An 18,311-nucleotide genomic window follows, 5' to 3' on the forward strand; every position below is an offset into this window, starting at 1 on the left:
CACCACCACACCCCCGACCACCCACAACACCCTCAAAATCCACGCCCGCACCCGCTACGGCAACATCGACATCCGCCGCGCCCGCACCTGACCCCGGCGCCCCGCCCCACGCCACCCCGCATCGCCCCACCTCAACCTTCCCAGCCTTCCCATCGGGGGACCCCATGCCTTCATCTGTCATGCCCATGTCCAATCGCGGCAGCGGCCCGCAGTCGTCCACCGCCACCGCCGTCTCCGCCACCGGTCTGCGCAAGTCCTACGGAGACAAACTCGTCCTCGACGGCATCGACCTGAACATCCCGGCGGGCAGCGTCTTCGCGCTGCTCGGCCCCAACGGCGCCGGCAAGACCACCGCCGTGAAGATCCTCTCGACCCTCATCGCCGCCGGCCCCGGCTCCGGCGAGATCCACGTCAGCGGCCACGACCTCGCCGCCGACCCGCAGTCCGTACGGGCCGCGATCGGCGTCACCGGCCAGTTCTCCGCCGTCGACGGTCTGATCACCGGCGAGGAGAACATGCTCCTCATGGCGGATCTCCACCATCTCTCCCGCCGCGACGGCCGCCGCACCGCCGCCGAACTCCTCGAACGCTTCGACCTCACCGCCGCCGCGAAGAAGCCCGCCTCCACCTACTCCGGCGGCATGAAGCGCCGGCTCGACCTCGCCATGACCCTGGTCGGCAACCCCCGGATCATCTTTCTCGACGAGCCCACCACCGGCCTCGACCCTCGCTCCCGCCACAACATGTGGCAGATCATCCGCGAGCTGGTCGCCGACGGCGCCACCGTCTTCCTCACCACCCAGTACCTGGAGGAGGCCGACCAGCTCGCCGACCGCATAGCCGTACTGAGCGACGGCAGGATCGCCGCCGAGGGCACCGCCGACGAACTGAAGCGACTGATCCCCGGCGGCCATGTGCGGCTCCGCTTCACCGACCCCGCCGTCTACCGAGCCGCCGCCGACGCGCTGGGCGAGGCCACCCGGGACGACGAGGCACTGTCGCTGTCCATGCCCAGCGACGGCAGCCAGCGCGAACTGCGCTCCCTCCTCGACTGGCTGGACTCGGCCGGCGTCGAGGCGGATGAGCTGACCGTGCACACCCCCGACCTCGACGACGTCTTCTTCGCCCTCACCAGCGACGCCGCCGCCCCCCGCCAGTCCAAGGAGACCGTCCGATGAACGCGCTCGCCCTCGCCGCCCGCGACTCCAGCACCATGCTGCGCCGCAACCTCCTGCACGTCAGGCGCTATCCGTCCCTCACCCTGAACCTGCTGCTCAGCCCGATCATGCTGCTGCTGCTCTTCGTCTACATCTTCGGGGACGTGATGAGCGCGGGCATCGGCGGCGGCGCCGCCGACCGCTCCGCGTACATCGCCTACATCGTCCCCGGCATCCTGATGATGACCGTCGGAGGCACCGTCGTCGGAACCGCGGTCTCCGTCTCCAACGACATGACCGAGGGCATCATCGCCCGCTTCCGCACGATGGCGATCCACCGGGGCTCGGTCCTCGTCGGGCATGTCGTCGGCAGCGTGCTCCAGTGCGTCGCCAGTGTGGTCCTCGTCGGAGCCGTCGCGGTCGCCATCGGCTTCCGCTCCACGGACGCGACGGCCCTGGAGTGGCTGGCCGCCTTCGGACTGCTCGTCCTCTTCGCCACGGCGCTCACCTGGATCGCGGTCGGCATGGGCCTGATCAGCCCGAACGCCGAGGCGGCCAGCAACAACGCACTGCCCCTGATCCTGCTCCCCCTCTTCTCCAGCGCCTTCATCCCGGCCGACACCATGCCGGGCTGGTTCCAGCCGATCGCCGAGTACCAGCCCTTCACCCCCGCCATCGAAACCCTCCGCGGCCTGCTGCTCGGCACCGAGATCGGCCACAACGGATGGCTCGCCGTCGTCTGGTGCGTCGGCCTCGCCGTCCTCGGCTACCTCTGGTCGACCTCCAGGTTCAACCGCGACCCGAAGTAACCGCCATGACAGCGGGGGCCGCCTCCCGAGGCCCGTCCCGCCCGGGGCGGCGTACACCGACAACGCGTCGGCGTGCGCCGCCCTCCCGGCGTTCCCGGCGCGACCCGACAGGCGCTCACGCCACCGGCGCGGGCGCGTTCGAGCACCGCCCGTCCGCGCGCCGTACGCGGGGATCGAGAGCGGGTACGGGCCTTCCGCCCCGCGCCCTACTCCCAGGTCGCGGTGTCGGGGTCGATGCCATGGGCCCGTGCGCAGGCGTCGATGACGCGGCGGAGCCAGGGGGCGAGGCCGGCGCGGACTCCGTCGTAGTGCGCGGCGAACGCAGGATCGGCCTCGTACCGGCGGCCGAGACAGACCTGCATCCGCCTGGTGAGAGGAAAGTACGAGGAGAAGACCTCACGGTGCCGCTCGACCAGGTGATTCGCCTCGGGACTGCCGGGCAGGACGCCGGCGTCCATCGCGTCCCCGAGCGCCCGGTCGAGATCGGCCATGGCGTCGGTGACGGCCCGCCATTCCTCCGGACCGCGAGAGGCCGAGCGCTCGGCGTACTGGAGCCACTGCGCCGTGTCCCCGTAACGCTCACGGGCCTCGGCGGGCCAGTCCGGGTTCCACCGCGGGCCGAAGACCGCCGTCTGCTGCTCCACGGTCAGCAGGAGACCGCGCTCGTGGGCCTCGATCATCCGGTCCAGTCCCTCGCCGAGCCGCTGGAGGCGGTCGATCCGCTCGGCGACCTGCGCCCGCTGCGCGCGCAGCGCGCCCGGCACGTCCGCGGTCGAGCCGTCCAGGACGGCGCGAATCCGGTCCAGACCGAGACCGATCTCGCGATAGACGACGATGCGGTGCAGGCGTTCCAGATCCCCGGCGGTGTAGAGCCGGTATCCGGCGGCCGTGCGCAGCGACGGCCGCGCCAGACCGATCTCGTCCCAGTGGTGCAGCGCGCGGACGGTGACGCCCAGCCGCGCCGAGACCTGACCGACGGTCAGGCCGTCGGCGTCCGCGGTGTCAGGCATGCTCCTCATTGTCGCCGCGACCGGCGGGCGGTGGGGTGATCCCCATGGCTTCGAGGGTCCGCGCCTCCTCGCTGCCCGGGACGAAGGGCTTCGCGGCGGTGAGGACGATCCGCGCGTTCTCAGGGGTGGTCACCACCACATCGCGGGTGTTCCAGGGAGTGTCCCGGGGCCCGTCGACCGAGTCCGGGCGCAGCGCGCGACAGGCTTCGACAAGGGAATCGACCTGGCCGAGCACGCACGCGAAACTCAGGCTCAGCGCCGGCGCCTCCTCCGGAACGCTCTCCGCCGGTACGAGGAGCACGTCCTGGAACGCCCATCGGCGCAGATGCACCAGCCTGCCGGGGACGCCGAACAGCTCGAAGAACCCGAGCCCGCGCGTCCAGAAGTCCACCGACTCCGCCAGGTCGGTCGTGGGGATCGTCGCGAACGCGGGCATTCCGTAGATGCCGTGGAACGGCTCCGGCGGAACCGCGTCCGGGCCGGGGGCGGGTACGGGACTGGTCTCGAACGCGTTGTAGTAGTCGCTCATGGGCCCCACCCTCAAGCCTCACGCGACGTGAGGGTCAAATCGGTTCGGGAATCCGGGAGGCCCCCGGCGCGTTCGGCCGACAGTCAGTCGTACGCCCTCGCCCCGTCCAGGAGACCTCTTCCATGTCCAAGCCAGAGATCGACGCGATCGTCTTCGACGTGCTCGGCACACTCGTGAACGAGCCCGCCGGCATCCGCGCCGGCGTTCACGCACTGGACCCGTCGCTCGACGGCCCCGGGACCGAGCGGCTGCTGTCCCTGTGGCAGCGGCACATCGAGCGCGAACAGCGGCGCGTTCTCGACGGCGAGCGGGAGTATCTCCCCAGCGACCTCCTCGATCTGGAGGCCGCCCGGCTCGTCGCGGACGCCGCCGGAGTGGACGATCCGGCGGCGGGGGCGTCGCTGGCCCTGGCCGGCCGACGGCTCCCGCCGTGGCCCGACACCCTGGCGGGCCTCGCCCGGCTCGCCGAACGGTTCCCGCTGATCGGGCTCTCCAACGCGAGCCGTACGGCTCTCCTGGAGCTGAACGCCCACGCCGGACTGCGCTGGCACCAGGCCCTGTCCGCCGAGGACGCCCGGACCTACAAGCCGGACCCGGCCGTCTATCGGCTCGCCGTCACCGTGTCCGGGCGACCGCCCGAGCGGCTCCTGATGGTCGCCGCCCACGCCTGGGACCTCCGCGGGGCCCAGCGCCTCGGCCTGCGCACCGCCTATGTCTCCCGCCCCGTCGGCGACCCGCCGGCCTCCTCGGACGCGTTCGATCTGTACGCCGAGGATCTCGCCGATCTGGCCGATCAACTGGACCGCGGCTGAGGAGCCCTGACAGAGCGCGCCCTCCCCAAGGGGCGGCCGGTGTCCCCGCCGCCGCCGGCACATCGGTGCCCTAGAGTCGCCGCATGCGACGAAGGACAGGCCTGGCGATGGCCGGGGCCGCGATTCTGGCCTGGGGCGAGTGGATGAACTGGCGCTGGTCGCGCGCCCTCGTCGGAAGCGGCACGGGCGGATCCGAGGCCGTGGTCGTGCTGGGCTACCGGAACCCGCAGCCGACCGCGAACTTCATCAACCGCTGGCGGGTCCGCGCGGGAATCCGCTCCGCCGCCGACGGTGCGCGCGACACTCGCGTCATCTTCAGCGGCGGTGTCACCAGCGACGGAGCCTCGGAGGCGCGGCTGATGGCCGACTACGCGGAGTCGGTCCTCGCGTTCGACGGCACGGTGCTGCTCGAAGAACGGAGCACGACCACCTGGGAGAACGTCACGAACGTGATCCCGCTTCTCCAGGACGTCGACCGCATCAAGATCGTCTCCCAGCCGGCCCACGCGCTCAAGGCCCGCGCGTACATGCGGCGGCAGCGCCCCGATCTCGCCGAGAGGCTTGTACGGGCGGACGACTACCGCCCCGGCGAGTGGGTTCTCGGCAAACCGCTGCTGGCTCTGGGCGGGCTGTGGCTGCTTCGCGGCCTCAAGCCCGAGGAGCGGAGAGTCTCGCGGTGACGGCCGCTCCGGAGCCGGGGCTTCGTGGACGCCGTCGCGACGGCGTCACCCGTGCGGGCGGGCGGGGCCGGCTCCACGCCCCGGCGCGGGGCGCCGGGTCCTGAGCCGGGCTTCCCCGACAGCGCCGGCGCCCGCGTCCACAAGGGCGTAGGCACGCCGGCCGACGCGAGTGCCCCGCCGTGCGGGACATCGCGAGCGGGCTGACCGTCCGTCGGCACCACCGGCCGGGGCGGGGGGTGTGCTCCGGCGGGCGAGTGAGGAGGGGGCGGGGCGCTGCTCGCGGGCGAGGCCGGGGGCGGGCGAAGGCGGCCGTCGGGATCTGGCGGTGGGATCTGGCGGTCGCCCGGCTCGCGCGGGAACAAGGAGAAGGTCATGGCGAGCCGGTACGGGCGGTCCGGTCCGCCCCCGCTCGCGCGGGAACAGCGCCGCCGCCCGCGTCGTCAAGGACGTAGGCACGGCGGCTCCGGTCCGGCCGGTCCACCCCCGCGCCCGCGCCACGCGGGCTACCCCGACGGGTCGGGCCGCTGGTTCGCCGCGGCGCGGAGCAGGGCGACGGTGGTGTCCACGGTGTGGCGGGTGGGCTCGTCGTCGGAGTTGCGGCCCATTTCCTCCAGGAGCACGATCGCGGCCTGGAGGACGCCGACATGGACCGGCACGGTGTGGATCGCGGCGAGCGCGGCGGCCGCGCGGTCGGTCGGCGAGGCGGCGGCCGACTGCGGTATGAGGGTGGCGACGCCGCGCCCGAGGGCGCGATCGCGGCTGGGCTGAGCGGGAGTTGAGGTCACCCGGGAATTGTCCCTCTCGCGGGACGGCCCCGGTCCCGTCCGTCGTGGGCGGGACCGGTCGGCTCCGGCGGGAGGCGCGGGGTGTCAGCGGTGGCGGGGCGCGGGGTGGACGATGTGCTTGATCTCCTGGAACTCCTCCAGGGCGCGTTCGCCGTTGAGGCGGCCGACGCCGCTCTGCTTGAAGCCGCCCTCCTCCATCTGGTCGACGATGACGGCCCAGGTGTTGGTCCAGACGGTGCCCGCGTCGAGTTCGCGCGCGACGCGCAGGGGGCGGTCCGCGTCGCGGGTCCAGACGCTCGCGGCGAGGCCGAACTCGGTGGCGTTGGCGCGGGTGATCGCGTCGGATTCGTCGTCGAAGACCTCGAAGGTGGCGACGGGGCCGAAGATCTCCTGCTGGACGATGGGCCGGTCGGTGTCGTCCACCTCGATGAGTGCGGGCCGGACGAACGCCCCGGCGGCGAGGGGGCCTTCGGTGATCCGGCCGCCGCGTACGAGGACCTTGGCGTACTCGGCCGCGTCGGCGATCTCCTTCTCGACCCGGTCCGCGTTGGCGTGGTCGACGAGCGGGCCCATCTCGCTGGCGGGATCGGTGCCGGGGCCGACCCGTACGGCCTCCAGCGCGGCGGAGAGCCGGCCGCGGAGCCGGTCGGCGATGCCGCGCTGGACCAGGACGCGGCTGCCGGTCATGCAGAACTGTCCGGTGAAGGTGGTGATCGCCTTGGTGAGGACGGGTACGGCGGCGTCAAGGTCGGCGTCGTCGAAGACGATCATCGGGGTCTTGCCGCCCAACTCCAGCGACATGGCCTTCAGGGACGCGGACGCGGAGGCCATGATGGAACGGCCGACATGGGTGCTGCCGGTGTAGCTGACGACGTCGACGCCCGGATCGGCGACGATCAGCCGGGCTCCGGCGCTGCCGGACTCGGTGAAGGCGTTGAAGACGCCCTTGGGCAGGGACTTCACCGAGGCGACGATCTCGTACAGCAGACCGTTGGTGAGGGCCGTCTGTCCCGGCAGCTTCAGGGCGACGGTGGCCCCGGCGGCGAGCGCGGGGGCGAAGGAGCGGACGGAGAGGATGACCGGCGAGTTCCACGGTGCGATCACTCCGGCGACCCCGGCGGGCTGGCGCAGGGTCATCGAGTACAGACCGGGCTTCACCTCGGAGGCGCGGCCGGACTCGGTGAGCGCGAGCGCGCCGTAGTAACGGATCTTGGAAACGGTCAGATCGACCTCCAGAGCCGCCTCCGCCGGTATCTTCCCGTTCTCCCGGGACAACAGCGCGACCAGCTCGTCCCGCCGCTCCGCCATCCGCTCCGACAACTCGAACAGCGCCCGCGCCCGCAGATCGCGGTCGCGGGACCAGTCGCCGGACTCGAACGCCCGGCGCGCGGCGTTGATCGCGGCACGAGCCTCGGGCGCGCCGCCGTCGGCGAAGGTGCCGATGATCTCGCCGGTGGCGGGGTCGGCGGACTCTCCGACGGTGCCGGAGTCGGTCCAGGCTCCGTCGATGAAGTGACGGGCGTGGGGCTTGGTGCTCATGGGGGGCATCTCCTGGGAGGTTCGGGGTGGTGGTCCGGGGCCCGGACACCGGTACGGGGTCCGCGCGCGAGGAGAGGGGGAGCGGTCACGCCCTCGGACGGGCCGGGTGCGGGCCGGCGCGGAGCGGTCCGGTCCGGTCGAGCGGGACGGGGCTCGTGGTGCTGTTCATCCGGGTACCTCGCTGAGCGGGTGCGGGCCCCGCCCGGGCCCTGGGAGAGCGGACGGCGGTGGGTGGCCGAGAGCCGTGGCACTCGTCCGCGGCCGCCCGTCACCCACTCCATGTAGTTCGTTCTGCAACGAATAATAACAGGCGTGGAAGCGAAACGGCGGGGGAGGCGCTCCCCGGTGCGCGCCGGGCGGCCGGCGCGGCCGCGACGGCGCGTTCCCTGGGGCCGGAGCGGCGGCGGCAGGCCCGGAAGGGGGCGGGCCTCCGATCGCCGGGCCGCCTCTCCGGGCCGTACGCGGCACACCGGCACCGCGGTCGACGTCGGGCCGCGCGCCCGGCACCGGCACTCCGGTCGGCGTCGGGCCGTACCCGCCCGTACCGATACCGAGGCCGGCTTCGGTGCGTACGCCCGGCACCGGCACCGGCACCGGCACCGACGCCGCCGTCGGGCCGTACGCCCGGCGCCCGACAATGCCGCCCGGCGCCCGACAACGCCGCCCCGCGCCCCTCCCGGCCGGGGCCGCGACGCCTGGGCCTGCGGAAACTCCGTGGACGAGACGGCCGCGCCGATGCGATAGTCCCGCCGTGACCGAGACCGCAATTCCTTCCGTACCCGTCGCACTGCCCGACGGCCTCGTTCTGCGCGAGGCGCGCCCCGGGGACCTCGATCAGATCGGCGCGCTCCTCACCGCACGCGGCGAGCCCGCCGACGCCGTCGATCACCGGCTGGTCGTCGAGGACCCCGACGCCGGCTGGTCCGCCTGCGCCGTGGTCGTCGACGGCGACCGGGTCGTCTCCACGGCGACCCTCCTCGACGAGGAGATCCGCGTCGGGGGTGTGCGCCTGCCCGCCGGTCAGGTCGAACTGGTCGCGACGGACCGCGCGTACGAGGGGCGCGGGCTGGTGCGGGCGCTGATGGGCTGGGCCCACGACCGCTCCGCCGCCCGCGGCCATGTCCTCCAGGCGATGATCGGGATCCCGTACTTCTACCGGCTGTTCGGCTACGAGTACGCCATCGACATCCCGCTCGCTCCGGCCGTGCGCACCCCGCCGCCCGGCGAGGGAACCCCCGCGCTCCGCCCCGCCCGCCCCTCCGACATCCCCGCCGTGACGGCCCTGCAGAACGCCGCCCAGAGCGGGTTCGACGTGGCGATGCCGCACTCGGCGGCCCGTCTGCGGTGGCTGACCGCCCACGAGGCGAGCAGCCTCTGGGTGCTGGAGCGCGCCGGAGCGGTCGTCGCCACCGGACGCACCACGCCCCCCGACGGCCGGGTGCTCCTGGCCGAGGCCGCCGCACTCGACGCGGCGGCCGCCCGGGACCTGCTGCGCGGCGTCGCCGCCCTGGCCCCCGGGGGCGAGGTGCGGGCCGTCCACCGGGCCGGCACGGTGACCGCGGCCGCCTGGGCGGAGTTCCAGGAGCACGAACCCCGCGAGCGGGCGGAGCAGTACTACGTCCGCGTTCCGGACGTCGCGGCGCTGCTCGACCGGCTGCGACCGCTGCTCTGGCAGCGCCTCACGGCGGCCGGCGCGGACCGGACCGGCCGCGACATCGTTCTCTCCACCTTCGGCGCGCACTACCGGATCCCGGTACGCGCCGACGGCCTCGGCGAGATCGCCACCGGCCGTGCGATGCAGGCCCCGGGGTCCGTGGGAGGCGCGGCCGTCGCTCCGGACCAGCTGCCCGCCCTGCTGTTCGGCCCGCACGGAATCGACGGGCTGTCCCGGATCCGGCCCGACGTCTACCCGGGGGGTGAGGAGCTGTTCCAGACGCTGTTCCCGCCGCTCACCGCCGATCTGCTCAGCTACTACCTGCCCTACTAGGACCCTTCTCCCGGGTCACCTCCTCCGAGTGAAGCCGGGCAGGGTGAGGGCCGTATGGGCGGGCCGCCCCTCCGGGGAGGGCATCGCGCCGAGACCGCGCAGCATCGCGTTCCGCCGCTCCAGGGAGAGGGCGGTGGTCGGGAAGAGGACGGCGTCGCCCTCGCCCACCAGGTCCTGGTTCAGGGTCACGAACGCACGGGTGCTGTGCTCATAGGCGGCGAAGCCCTCCCCGTGGTCCTGTCCCGCCAGGGACGCGGCTCCCGCCAGGGACGCGGCGAGCATGTACGCGCCGACGAGGGCGAGGCTGGAGCCCTGTCCGGTCAGGAACGAGGGGGCGTACGCGGCATCCCCCACCAGGGCGGCCCTGCCGCTGGACCAGCGGGGCAGACGGATCTGGCCGACCCCGTCGAAGAACAGGTCGTCCGCTTCCCGCAGGGCGGCGAGCAGGCCCGGGATCTCCCATCCCGCGTCGGCGAAGACCGTCTCGACCAGCTCCCGCTGGGACTCCGGCTCCCGGAAGGCGCCGTGCGGCGGCTCCGGATGGGCGAAGTTCAGCAGGGCGTGCACCGGGTCGTGGCGGCCCACCGCGTAGAGCGCCGCGGCCCTGCCCGGGGTGTTCCACAGCAGGATCTCGCGGGAGAGCCCGAAGGCGTTGGGCAGGGTGAACCCGGCGAAGCGGTAGCCGAGGTACCGGTGGAACCGCTCCTCGGGGCCGAGAAGAAGCCCACGGGTACGGGAGTGCAGACCGTCCGCGCCGAACACCAGGGCGAACGTACGTCTGCCGCCCCCGTGAAAGGCGACGTCGACCCCGTGGCCGGACTGGTCGAGGGTGTCGACAAAGTCGCCGAACAGGAACTCCACATCGTCGTGGACCGCCGCGTGGAGGGCCTCGGTCAGATCCCCGCGCCGCACCTCCAGATCCCGTCCCGCGACCCCGCCGGTGACGGCGTGCGGAACGACCGAGGCCACCTCGCCGCCCTCCCCGTCGAGGAAGGTCAGCCGGCGCAGGTCGATGTGCGCGTCCCGCAGCCGCGGCAGGATGCCCATCCGCCGGACGACCTCGAGGGCGGTACCGCGTACGTCGACGGGGTATCCGCCGCCGCGGGGCGCGCCCGCCTTCTCGACCACCGTGACCGCGTATCCGCGGCGGTTCAGCCAGAACGCGAGGGCGCAACCCGCGACACCGGCCCCGGATATCAGAACCTCGCGCCGTGGCGCGGTACGGAGACGGTGCGAGCGCTCGGTGCGGGTGCTGGTCATTCCTTGTCTCCCTCGCTCAGGGTACGGGCGACGAGCAGCGACAGCGCCGTGACGGCCGCGGCCACCGCGAAGCCGGTGACGAAGGCCGATTCGGCCGGGACTGTCGAGCAGGAGGGGGTTCCGGCGGTGAGGATCGCGCCGCTGATCTGCACCCCCACGGCATAGCCGACCACGCGTGTCACCAGGACCAGGCCGGTGGCGATGCCGGTGTCGTGGCGGTCGACGGACAGGGCGGCCCCGGTCACCAGCGCCGTGACGCACAGACCGTTGGCGAGCGAGATCATCGCCTTGCCCATGACGAGGTGCCAGATCTCGGAGTGCGCGGCCGCCAGGGCGGTCAGGCCGACGGTCATGAGGGCGATCCCGGCGGTGACCACGGCACGGGAGCCGAAGCGCCGCGCCCCGAGCCCGCTGAGGGGCCCGGCGAGCGACGCGGCCACCGCGCCGGGCAGCAGGAAGAGTCCGATCTCGGTGGCGTCGGCGCCGAAGCCGTAGGCGTCGGCGGGGACCGCGAAGAGCTGCGGGACGAGATGCGCCGCCACCGCGGTGCCGACGCACAGCGAGAAGGTCAGCACACACGACTTCCACACCGCGGGCCGTGCCAGCATGCGCAGATCGACCATCGGCGAGGCCGCGCGGCGCTCCACCGCTGTCCAGCCGGTCGCCAGGGCGATCAGGGCGATGACGAGGGCGGCGAGGAGAAGCGGCTGTGAGCCGAGGGCGGGCGCCAGCGCGAGGAGGAGCATCAGCGTGACCAGCGTCCCGCTCAGCAGGACCAGGCCGGGCCAGTCGACCCCGGACCCGTCCGGCCGGCGGCCCGGCGGATCGTCCGGCATCAGCCTGTTCACCAGCAGGGTGGCCCCGATGACGGCGATCGTCGGCAGCGCGAACATCCAGTGCCGGGAGAGCCCTTCCGCGACGGGCCCGGCGGAGAGCGTTCCCGCCATCCCGCCCCCCACGAACATCCCGCTGACCACTCCGATGGCGACCTTCGACTCCGCCGCGGGGAGGTGTTCGCGCACCAGGATGAACGACAGGGGCAGCGCGCCCACCATCGCTCCCTGGAGTAACTGACCGAGCAGCAGCACCGGCAGACTGGGCGCCAGGGCGGACACCAGACCGCCGGCACAGACCACCGCCATCAGCCGGACCAGCACCCGTTTCCCGCCGTAGCGGTCGCCGAACCTGCCCGCGACCGGGGTGATGAGCGCGCCGGTGATGAGGAGCATGACGCTGAGCAGCGCCCCTTCCGAGGGGCTCATGTCCAGCTCGCGCTGGAGGAGCGGGAGCGTCGGCGTCACCACCGACTCCAGGGCGCCGGTGGAGACCGCCAGCAGGCCGAGGGCCCCGACGGCGGCTCTGCCGACGCGGACCGGGGGAGCGAGATTCGTGATCATGGACGTCCTTCCGTCATGGCGGGACCCGGTGCGGGCGCGGCTCCGAGGGCACGGGAGCGACACACGGGAGACGGCTGCGGGGCGCTCGCACCGAGGCTGAATTACACTACACCGTGCAGTGTAGAAAGGTTAGGATGCGGCCATGTCGACCATGAAGACGCCCACCACGAAGACACTGCGCGAGGGGTCCGCGCGAAAGCGGGCCGCCATCCTCTCGGCGGCCCGGGAACTCTTCCTCGCCGACGGCTTCGACCGGACCAGCGTCGACGCCGTCGCCGCTCGGGCCGAGGTGTCCAAGCGCACGGTCTACGACTACTTCGGCGACAAGCGGACCCTGCTGAAAGCCGTCGTCGACGCCGTCGGCGAGTCGCTGATCACCACGATCCGGCGCACCCTCGACGACACCCTCGCCGGCCTCGCCGAGGCCGCCGGCCTCGAAGACGCCCTGGTCGCGTTCTCGATGCGGATCGCGACCGACATGCTGGGCTCGGCGGAGTACGCGTCGCTGCGGCGACTGGTCCGGGCGGAGTCGGGCCATCTGCCGCACCGGGGCTACAACTCCCTGGCCGACACCCCCGACGAGGCGCTCGCCGAGCGGTTCGCCGCCTTCGCCGCGGCCGGGCTGCTCGACGTCCCCGACCCCCGCCTCGCGGCCGACCAGTTCATCGCGCTGACCTTCGGCGTGGCCCTCAACAGGCTCGGCTCGGCGAACGCGGTGGAGGACGCCCGCGTCAGGCCCCTGGTCGTCGAGGGAGTGCGGACCTTCCTGCGGGCCTACCGCCCCCGGTAGGGAGACGGCCACCGCCGGGGCGGGCCCGCGGATGGGGTGGCGTGAGCGAGGTCCGCCCCTGTCGGGCCGGCGTGCGGCAGGCGGCGGCCGGATCCGAGAAGCTTGTTCATGAAACTTCCCTAAGCTTCCCTATCTGATTCCATCAAGAGGACGGATAGGGTAGTTTCATGAATGAAAGCTTCTACTCGGTGGAGCAGGTCGCCGAACTCCTGGGGCTCCATGTGCGCACCATCCGGACCTATGTACGGGACGGGCGGCTCCCGGCCGTCCGCATCGGCAAGCAGTACCGGATCGCGCACCGGGACCTGGAGGCCTTCACGGGCCGCCCGGTGAACCCGCCCCCGGTGGACGAGGCCGGGCCGCAGCGGTACGCCGAGGTGTCGAGCATCGTGGAGATCGACGCGATCAGCCCCGTGACGGCCGACCGTGTGGCCACCCTCCTGACGGCCGCGGCCGCTGGCCGGGGCGCGGGCGAACGGCCCCTGCGCATCGAGACGGTCTACGACAGGGAGAGGTCCCGGATGAAGGTCGTCGTTCTGGGCGGTCTGGGCGACACCGCCCGGCTGTTCGACTACATGGAGGGGGTGCTCACCTCGTGAGCGCGATCTACAAGTCGGAGGCCGGCGCGAGCGAGATCCGGCGGCGCTATCTGCGGTCGCTGGACGACTGGCCGGTCCCCGCCGAGCGGATACGGGTGCCGACCCGCGAGGGCGAGACGTTCGTCGTCGTCTCGGGGCCCGAGGACGCGCCGCCTCTTCTGCTGCTGCACGGCTCGGGGGCGAACGCGACGATGTGGTGGGACGACATCGCCGTATGGTCGCGGCACTTCCGCGTCCACGCCGTCGATCTCATCGGCGAGCCCGGTCTGAGCGCGCCGTCCCGCCCGCCCCTGGCCTCCGACGCCTACGCCCTCTGGCTGGACGACGTCCTGGAGGGCCTCGGCGTGCCGAGCGCCTCGGTCGTCGGATCCTCCCTCGGCGGCTGGATGGCGCTGGACTACGCCACCCGCCGCCCGGAGCGGGTGACCCGGCTGGCGCTGCTCTGCCCCGGCGGACTGGGCGGGCAGCGGATGGGCTGGCTGTTCAAGGCGCTGTTCCTGCGCCTGTTCGGGCGTCGGGGGATCCGCCGCTCGGTGGCGGTCACCGCCGGGCTGAGCGACTCGCCGACCAGCACCGCGCTGGACCATGTGGTCCTGGTCTTCACGCACTTCAGACCGCGCACGGAGCGACTGCCGCTGTTCCCCGACGCCGACCTGCGCCGTCTCGCCATGCCCGTGGAGGTCACGGTGGGCGATCGTGACGCCCTCTTCGACTCCGAGGGCACCGCCCGCCGGGTGCGGGAGAACGTCCCGCACGCGACCGTGCGCCGTCTGCCGGAGACCGGGCACGCGATCCTCGGCGAGACCGACTCCGTCCTGGCCTTCCTCCGCGGCTGACGCGCGGGGCGGACGCCCGCTGTCGGACGGGCGTCGCTCCTCTCGCCCGCGGTCCGGCGGTCCGGTATTCCGCCGGAACGGTGGATCGTGCGACGAGAAAAGGATCGCGGGCGTCGCCGGTCCGGTCCGGGAATTCCCTTTCCGGCTTGGCGGAAAGCGCGCGGGAATACGACACGCCGACGCCCGCGACCTCGGACCGGAATACGCCCGGACGGCCGGGAGCCGAATTCCGTTCACCGCGTCGCCCGCCCCTCGCGTACCCGCCGCCGACGCCGAGCGAACCGGCCGCCGGATCGACCCGCCGTACGCACGGCTCCCGCGTCAAGCCGTGCGTACGAGCCCGCCGCCCCGGTCCACCGAGGGTGTACGAGCGGCTCGACCGCACGGGAAGGCGGCTCCCGCCGCGGGCGAACTCCGGTGCGAAGGCCGGGAATCCGGATGCCGCGGACCGGTACGTGAGGCGTAGAACTCAGGACGGACGATTCCGTGTTCCTCCTCATGAAGTCCCATGGGAAATCCGCGAAGGATCCTCGGTGCGTACTCCTTGATTCGGATATCACGTGAACCTTTGAGCCCCCTTCGGCCCGGGTGAATACTGCGGCGCGATGGGCGGGCGAAAGGCGATCCGCCCCGTGTATTCGCGTATTTCCGGGGAGAGATGTGAGCGGACGCAGGAAAAGGGTGTACGTGTCCACGCTGGCCGTGGCGGCGGCCGTCGCGGTGACGGCGGGGATGACCGGGCCGCCCCGGGCCGGGGGAGACCGGGAGGAGCGGACCGCGAAGGCGCGTACCGGAACAGCGACGGCGGCGGGGGCGACGGGACCCGGGGCCGGGGGCTTACCACCGCGCACGATCACCCTCGTCACCGGTGACCGGGTGACGGTCGACCCGAAGGGCCGGGTCGTCGGCGTCGAACCCGCCGAGGGCCGCGAGAACGTGCCGATGCACACCCGGACGGGCCAGGGCCGCACCCTCGTCGTGCCCTGGGACGCGCAGCGGCTCATCGACGAGGGCGTGCTCGACGAACGGCTCTTCGACATCGACGAGTTGAACAGCGCGACGAGCCGGGCGGCCTACGGCCGGGGCGTCAAGGTGATCGTGGACTATCGGGGACCCGGGGCCCGCGCGGCGCGCGACGGCGTCCGGGCCGCCGGCTCCGGCCGGGCCCTCGCCTCGCTGAACGCGGACGCCGTCACCGTGCCCGCGCCGAAGACGGCCGCCTTCTGGAAGACGCTCACCCGCGACGCGGGCGGCGAACGCGGCCGCACCGCCGCCTCCGGCATCGGCCGGATCTGGCTGGACGGGGTCTACACGGCCGCCCCGGCCACCGGCGTGGAGCGGGTCGGCGCGCCCCGGGCCTGGGCGAAGGGGCTCGACGGGACCGGGGTGAGGATCGCCGTACTGGACTCCGGGGTCGACGGAACCCACCCGGATCTCGTGGGCCAGGTGGTCGCCGAGAAGAACTTCTCCCCGTCCCCGGACACCCGGGACCGCTTCGGCCGGGGCACGCACACGGCGTCGGTCGCCGTCGGCACCGGCGCGCGCTCCGGCGGTGTGTACAAGGGGATGGCCCCCGGGGCCGAGGTGCTCAGCGGCAAGGTGCTGGACGACGACGGCTTCGGCACCGAGTCGGCGGTCATCGCCGCTGTCGACTGGGCCGTCGCCGAGGGCGCCGACATCGTCAATCTCGGCCTCAGCGGCCGCACCCGGCCCGGGATCGGCCCGCTGGAGGCCCATGTCAACCGGGTCGCCGCCGAGCGGGGAGTGCTGTTCGCCGTACCGGCGGGCGATCTGGGGCCCGGGGCGCGCTCGATCACCTCGCCGGGCCGGGCGGAGGGCGCGCTCACGGTCGGCGCGGTCGACGGCGAGGACCGGCTCGCCGACTTCTCCGGGCAGGGCCCGGGCACCGGCTCGGGCCCCGGTGTCAAACCCGACCTCACCGCGCCCGGGGTCGACATCACCGCCGCCGCCTCCACCGCCGCGCCGGCCGCTCCGGGAGCGGGGCAGAGCCCGCCCGGCCATGTGTCGTTCACGGGCACGGCCGCGGCCGTGCCGCATGTCGCGGGGGCCGCCGCGCTGCTCAAGCAGCAGCATCCGGCCTGGAAGTCCGCCGAGCTGAGGAGCGCGCTAACCGGCTCCGCGAAGGACGTCGGGCGGACGCCGCAGGAGCAGGGGACGGGCCGGGTCGCGGTCGACCGGGCCGTCGAACAGCGGGTGTTCGCCGAGCGGCCGACGCTGAACCTCGGGGTCCAGAGATGGCCCCACACCGACGACCGGCCCGTCACCGAGCCGGTCGTCTACCGCAACACCGGCTCCGCCGACGTCACCCTCGATCTGACGGTGACCGCGACCGGACCGGACCGGAAGCCCGCGCCGGAGGGCTTCTTCACCCTCGGGGCGCGCCGGATCACCGTCCCGGCGGGCTCCACCGCCAGGGTGGACCTGACCGCCGACACCCGGCTCGGCGGCGACGCCGACGGCTCCTACACCGCGGCCGTCGTCGCGACCGGCGACGGCCGGAGCGTGCGCGCCACCGCGACCGTGGAGCGCGAGAGCGAGTCGTACGACCTCACCGTCCGGCACATCGGCCGCGACGGGCGGCCGGGCAGGGACTTCAGGACCTGGGTGCGCACCGTCGATCTCGATTTCCCGAAGGACAGCGCGTTCGGCCCGGCCGACGCGTCCGGCACGGCCGTGCTCCGGCTGCCCAAGGGCGTGTTCTTCCTCCAGTCCGTCCGCTCGGCGGACCCGCGGGACTCCGCCAAGGGCTTCGACTGGCTGTCGTGGCCCAAGCTGTCGCTCGACCGCGATCTGACGGTGACCCTCGACGCCCGCACCACCCGGCCCGTCGACATCACCCCGCCGGGCCCCGGGGCCACGCCGTCCGGGGCCACGGCGTACAGCACGGTGCGGTCCCCGGGCGTCACACGGCTGGGATCGGTCTTCTCCGCCGCCTCGTTCGAGGGCTTCCGCACCGCGCAGCTCGGTCCGGACCTCACCGACGGCTCGCTCACCCAGTCCTGGGACACGCAGTGGACCCGGGGCGGGAAGGTCCAGTACAGCCTGCTGCACGGCGGGCCCGTGGACCGGTTCGCGACCGGGTACACCAAGCGCTTCACCCAGGCGGAGCTGGCCACGGTCAAGCTCCGCCACGGCGCCTCCGCGCCCGGGAAGCGGATGGTCGTCGGGGCGGTGGGCCAACTGCCCCACGGCGTCCAGGCGGTGACGCACGGCCGGACGTCGCAGCCGGCCCCCGGCGTCCGGACCCTGTACGCGTCCGGGATCGACGGGGCCACCTGGACCCTGCACACCTATCAGCACGGCACGGACGGGGACGAGCCCGAGACGGCGTACTTCCCCCCGCGCAACGAGACGTTCGAAGCCGGCGGGACGTACACGAGGGAGGTCAACACCCCGGTCTTCGGCCCGGCGATCACCGGGAGCGAGGGAGTCTTCCGGGAGGGCGACGAGATCACCGGCAGGCTGTCGGTGTTCGCCGACGGCACGGGGCACGAGGGCTGGTCCCAACTCTCGTCGGCGAGGACCACACTCCACCGGGGCCGGACGAAGATCGGTGAGAACACCGATCCCCTCAGCGGAGAGGAGCCGTTCACGGTCGGCCCCGACGACGCCTCGTACACCCTCGCCACCTCGGTCGAACGCCCGGCCGCCGTGGCGCGGGCGGGCAGCCGGATCGACGCGAGCTGGACCTTCCGCTCCCGGCGGCCCGCCGCGGGCGAGAAGGTCGCGCTGCCCGTCTCCGTCGCCCGCTTCTCGGCCCGCGTCGGCCTCGACGGCACGGCGCCGGCGGGCCAAACCCAACGGGTGCCGGTGACCGTGCGGGGCGCGGCGGCGGGGGACGCCCTCCGCCGGCTGACCGTCCACGTCTCCTACGACGGCGGCGAGGTCTGGCAGCGGCTCCCGGTGACCCGGGGCGCGGTGTCCGTCAGAAACCCCGCCAGGGGCAGGGCGCTCTCCCTGCGGGCCGAGATCACCGACAAGCAGGGCAACCGGAGCGCCACGACGCTCCACGACGCCTACTTCGGCCGCTGAGACCACGCGTCGGCATCCGTGTCCGCCGTCCCCGTGCCCCCCTTGGCACGGGGACGGCGGGCCGTCCG

Annotated in this window: 15 protein-coding genes; 9 read left to right on the forward strand and 6 right to left on the reverse strand. The window is 73.3% G+C overall.

The features are described from left to right. The first annotated feature begins 179 nt into the window (after positions 1–179). Complete coding sequence (locus tag ACF089_RS27550) at positions 180–1,178, forward strand: ATP-binding cassette domain-containing protein (RefSeq protein WP_392031912.1); 999 nt, start codon at positions 180–182, stop codon at positions 1,176–1,178. Further along, a complete protein-coding gene (locus ACF089_RS27555; protein WP_392031915.1) occupies positions 1,175–1,966 on the forward strand; it encodes an ABC transporter permease in 792 nt (263 codons plus the stop codon). Before ACF089_RS27550 ends, ACF089_RS27555 begins: the two co-directional genes overlap by 4 nt. Before the next feature lie 206 nt (positions 1,967–2,172). Here the strand turns inward: ACF089_RS27555 and ACF089_RS27560 are convergent, their stop codons facing one another. Both ACF089_RS27560 and ACF089_RS27565 read right to left on the reverse strand, forming a co-directional pair. Then, entirely contained in the window at positions 2,173–2,976 is an 804-nt protein-coding gene (locus ACF089_RS27560) for a MerR family transcriptional regulator (RefSeq protein ID WP_392031918.1), read from the reverse strand. Continuing rightward, positions 2,969–3,505 carry a VOC family protein gene (locus ACF089_RS27565; protein WP_392031921.1) on the reverse strand — a complete coding sequence of 179 codons (537 nt, stop codon included), beginning with the start codon at positions 3,503–3,505 and terminating at the stop codon, positions 2,969–2,971. Before ACF089_RS27565 ends, ACF089_RS27560 begins: the two co-directional genes overlap by 8 nt. 122 nt (positions 3,506–3,627) lie before the next feature. Between ACF089_RS27565 and ACF089_RS27570 the strand changes: the two genes are divergently transcribed. Further along, a complete protein-coding gene (locus tag ACF089_RS27570) occupies positions 3,628–4,317 on the forward strand; it encodes a haloacid dehalogenase type II (protein WP_392031924.1) in 690 nt (229 codons plus the stop codon). 83 nt (positions 4,318–4,400) lie between these two features. Then, the gene (locus ACF089_RS27575) at positions 4,401–4,997 is read left to right on the forward strand and encodes a YdcF family protein (protein WP_392031927.1); all 597 of its coding nucleotides are present in this window, start codon (positions 4,401–4,403) and stop codon (positions 4,995–4,997) included. Between the two features lie 503 nt (positions 4,998–5,500). Here the strand turns inward: ACF089_RS27575 and ACF089_RS27580 are convergent. Then, positions 5,501–5,782 (reverse strand): hypothetical protein, encoded by a 282-nt coding sequence (locus ACF089_RS27580; protein ID WP_392031930.1) that lies wholly within the window; start codon positions 5,780–5,782, stop codon positions 5,501–5,503. A gap of 84 nt (positions 5,783–5,866) precedes the next feature. Next, entirely contained in the window at positions 5,867–7,330 is a 1,464-nt protein-coding gene (locus ACF089_RS27585; RefSeq protein ID WP_392031933.1) for an aldehyde dehydrogenase family protein, read from the reverse strand. 742 nt (positions 7,331–8,072) lie between these two features. On the opposite strand from ACF089_RS27585, the gene ACF089_RS27590 reads away from it, so the two are divergent. Further along, the gene (locus ACF089_RS27590; RefSeq protein ID WP_392031935.1) at positions 8,073–9,308 is read left to right on the forward strand and encodes a GNAT family N-acetyltransferase; all 1,236 of its coding nucleotides are present in this window, start codon (positions 8,073–8,075) and stop codon (positions 9,306–9,308) included. Between the two features lie 15 nt (positions 9,309–9,323). Here ACF089_RS27590 and ACF089_RS27595 read toward each other — a convergent pair whose 3' ends face one another. Both ACF089_RS27595 and ACF089_RS27600 read right to left on the reverse strand, forming a co-directional pair. Further along, entirely contained in the window at positions 9,324–10,568 is a 1,245-nt protein-coding gene (locus tag ACF089_RS27595; RefSeq protein WP_392031938.1) for an FAD-dependent monooxygenase, read from the reverse strand. Next, positions 10,565–11,965: an MFS transporter gene (locus ACF089_RS27600; RefSeq protein WP_392031941.1), complete on the reverse strand. Its 1,401-nt coding sequence runs from the start codon at positions 11,963–11,965 to the stop codon at positions 10,565–10,567. The genes ACF089_RS27595 and ACF089_RS27600 overlap by 4 nt, the downstream gene beginning before the upstream one ends. 142 nt (positions 11,966–12,107) lie before the next feature. Here ACF089_RS27600 and ACF089_RS27605 point away from each other — a divergent pair, with 142 nt between their 5' ends. The 4 genes from ACF089_RS27605 (at position 12,108) to ACF089_RS27620 (ending at position 18,243) form a co-directional block, all read left to right on the forward strand. Then, positions 12,108–12,755, forward strand: a complete 648-nt coding sequence (locus ACF089_RS27605) for a TetR/AcrR family transcriptional regulator (protein ID WP_392031944.1) — start codon at positions 12,108–12,110, stop codon at positions 12,753–12,755. A gap of 167 nt (positions 12,756–12,922) precedes the next feature. Beyond that, positions 12,923–13,354, forward strand: coding sequence for a helix-turn-helix domain-containing protein (locus ACF089_RS27610; protein WP_392031947.1), 432 nt, complete (start codon positions 12,923–12,925; stop codon positions 13,352–13,354). Next, positions 13,351–14,190 (forward strand): alpha/beta fold hydrolase, encoded by an 840-nt coding sequence (locus ACF089_RS27615; protein WP_392031950.1) that lies wholly within the window; start codon positions 13,351–13,353, stop codon positions 14,188–14,190. Before ACF089_RS27610 ends, ACF089_RS27615 begins: the two co-directional genes overlap by 4 nt. A 687-nt stretch (positions 14,191–14,877) precedes the next feature. Next, positions 14,878–18,243, forward strand: a complete 3,366-nt coding sequence (locus ACF089_RS27620; RefSeq protein WP_392031953.1) for a S8 family serine peptidase — start codon at positions 14,878–14,880, stop codon at positions 18,241–18,243. Positions 18,244–18,311: the final 68 nt, after the last annotated feature.

The organism is Streptomyces sp. NPDC014894, from assembly GCF_043080985.1.
Lineage (GTDB): Bacteria > Actinomycetota > Actinomycetes > Streptomycetales > Streptomycetaceae > Streptomyces.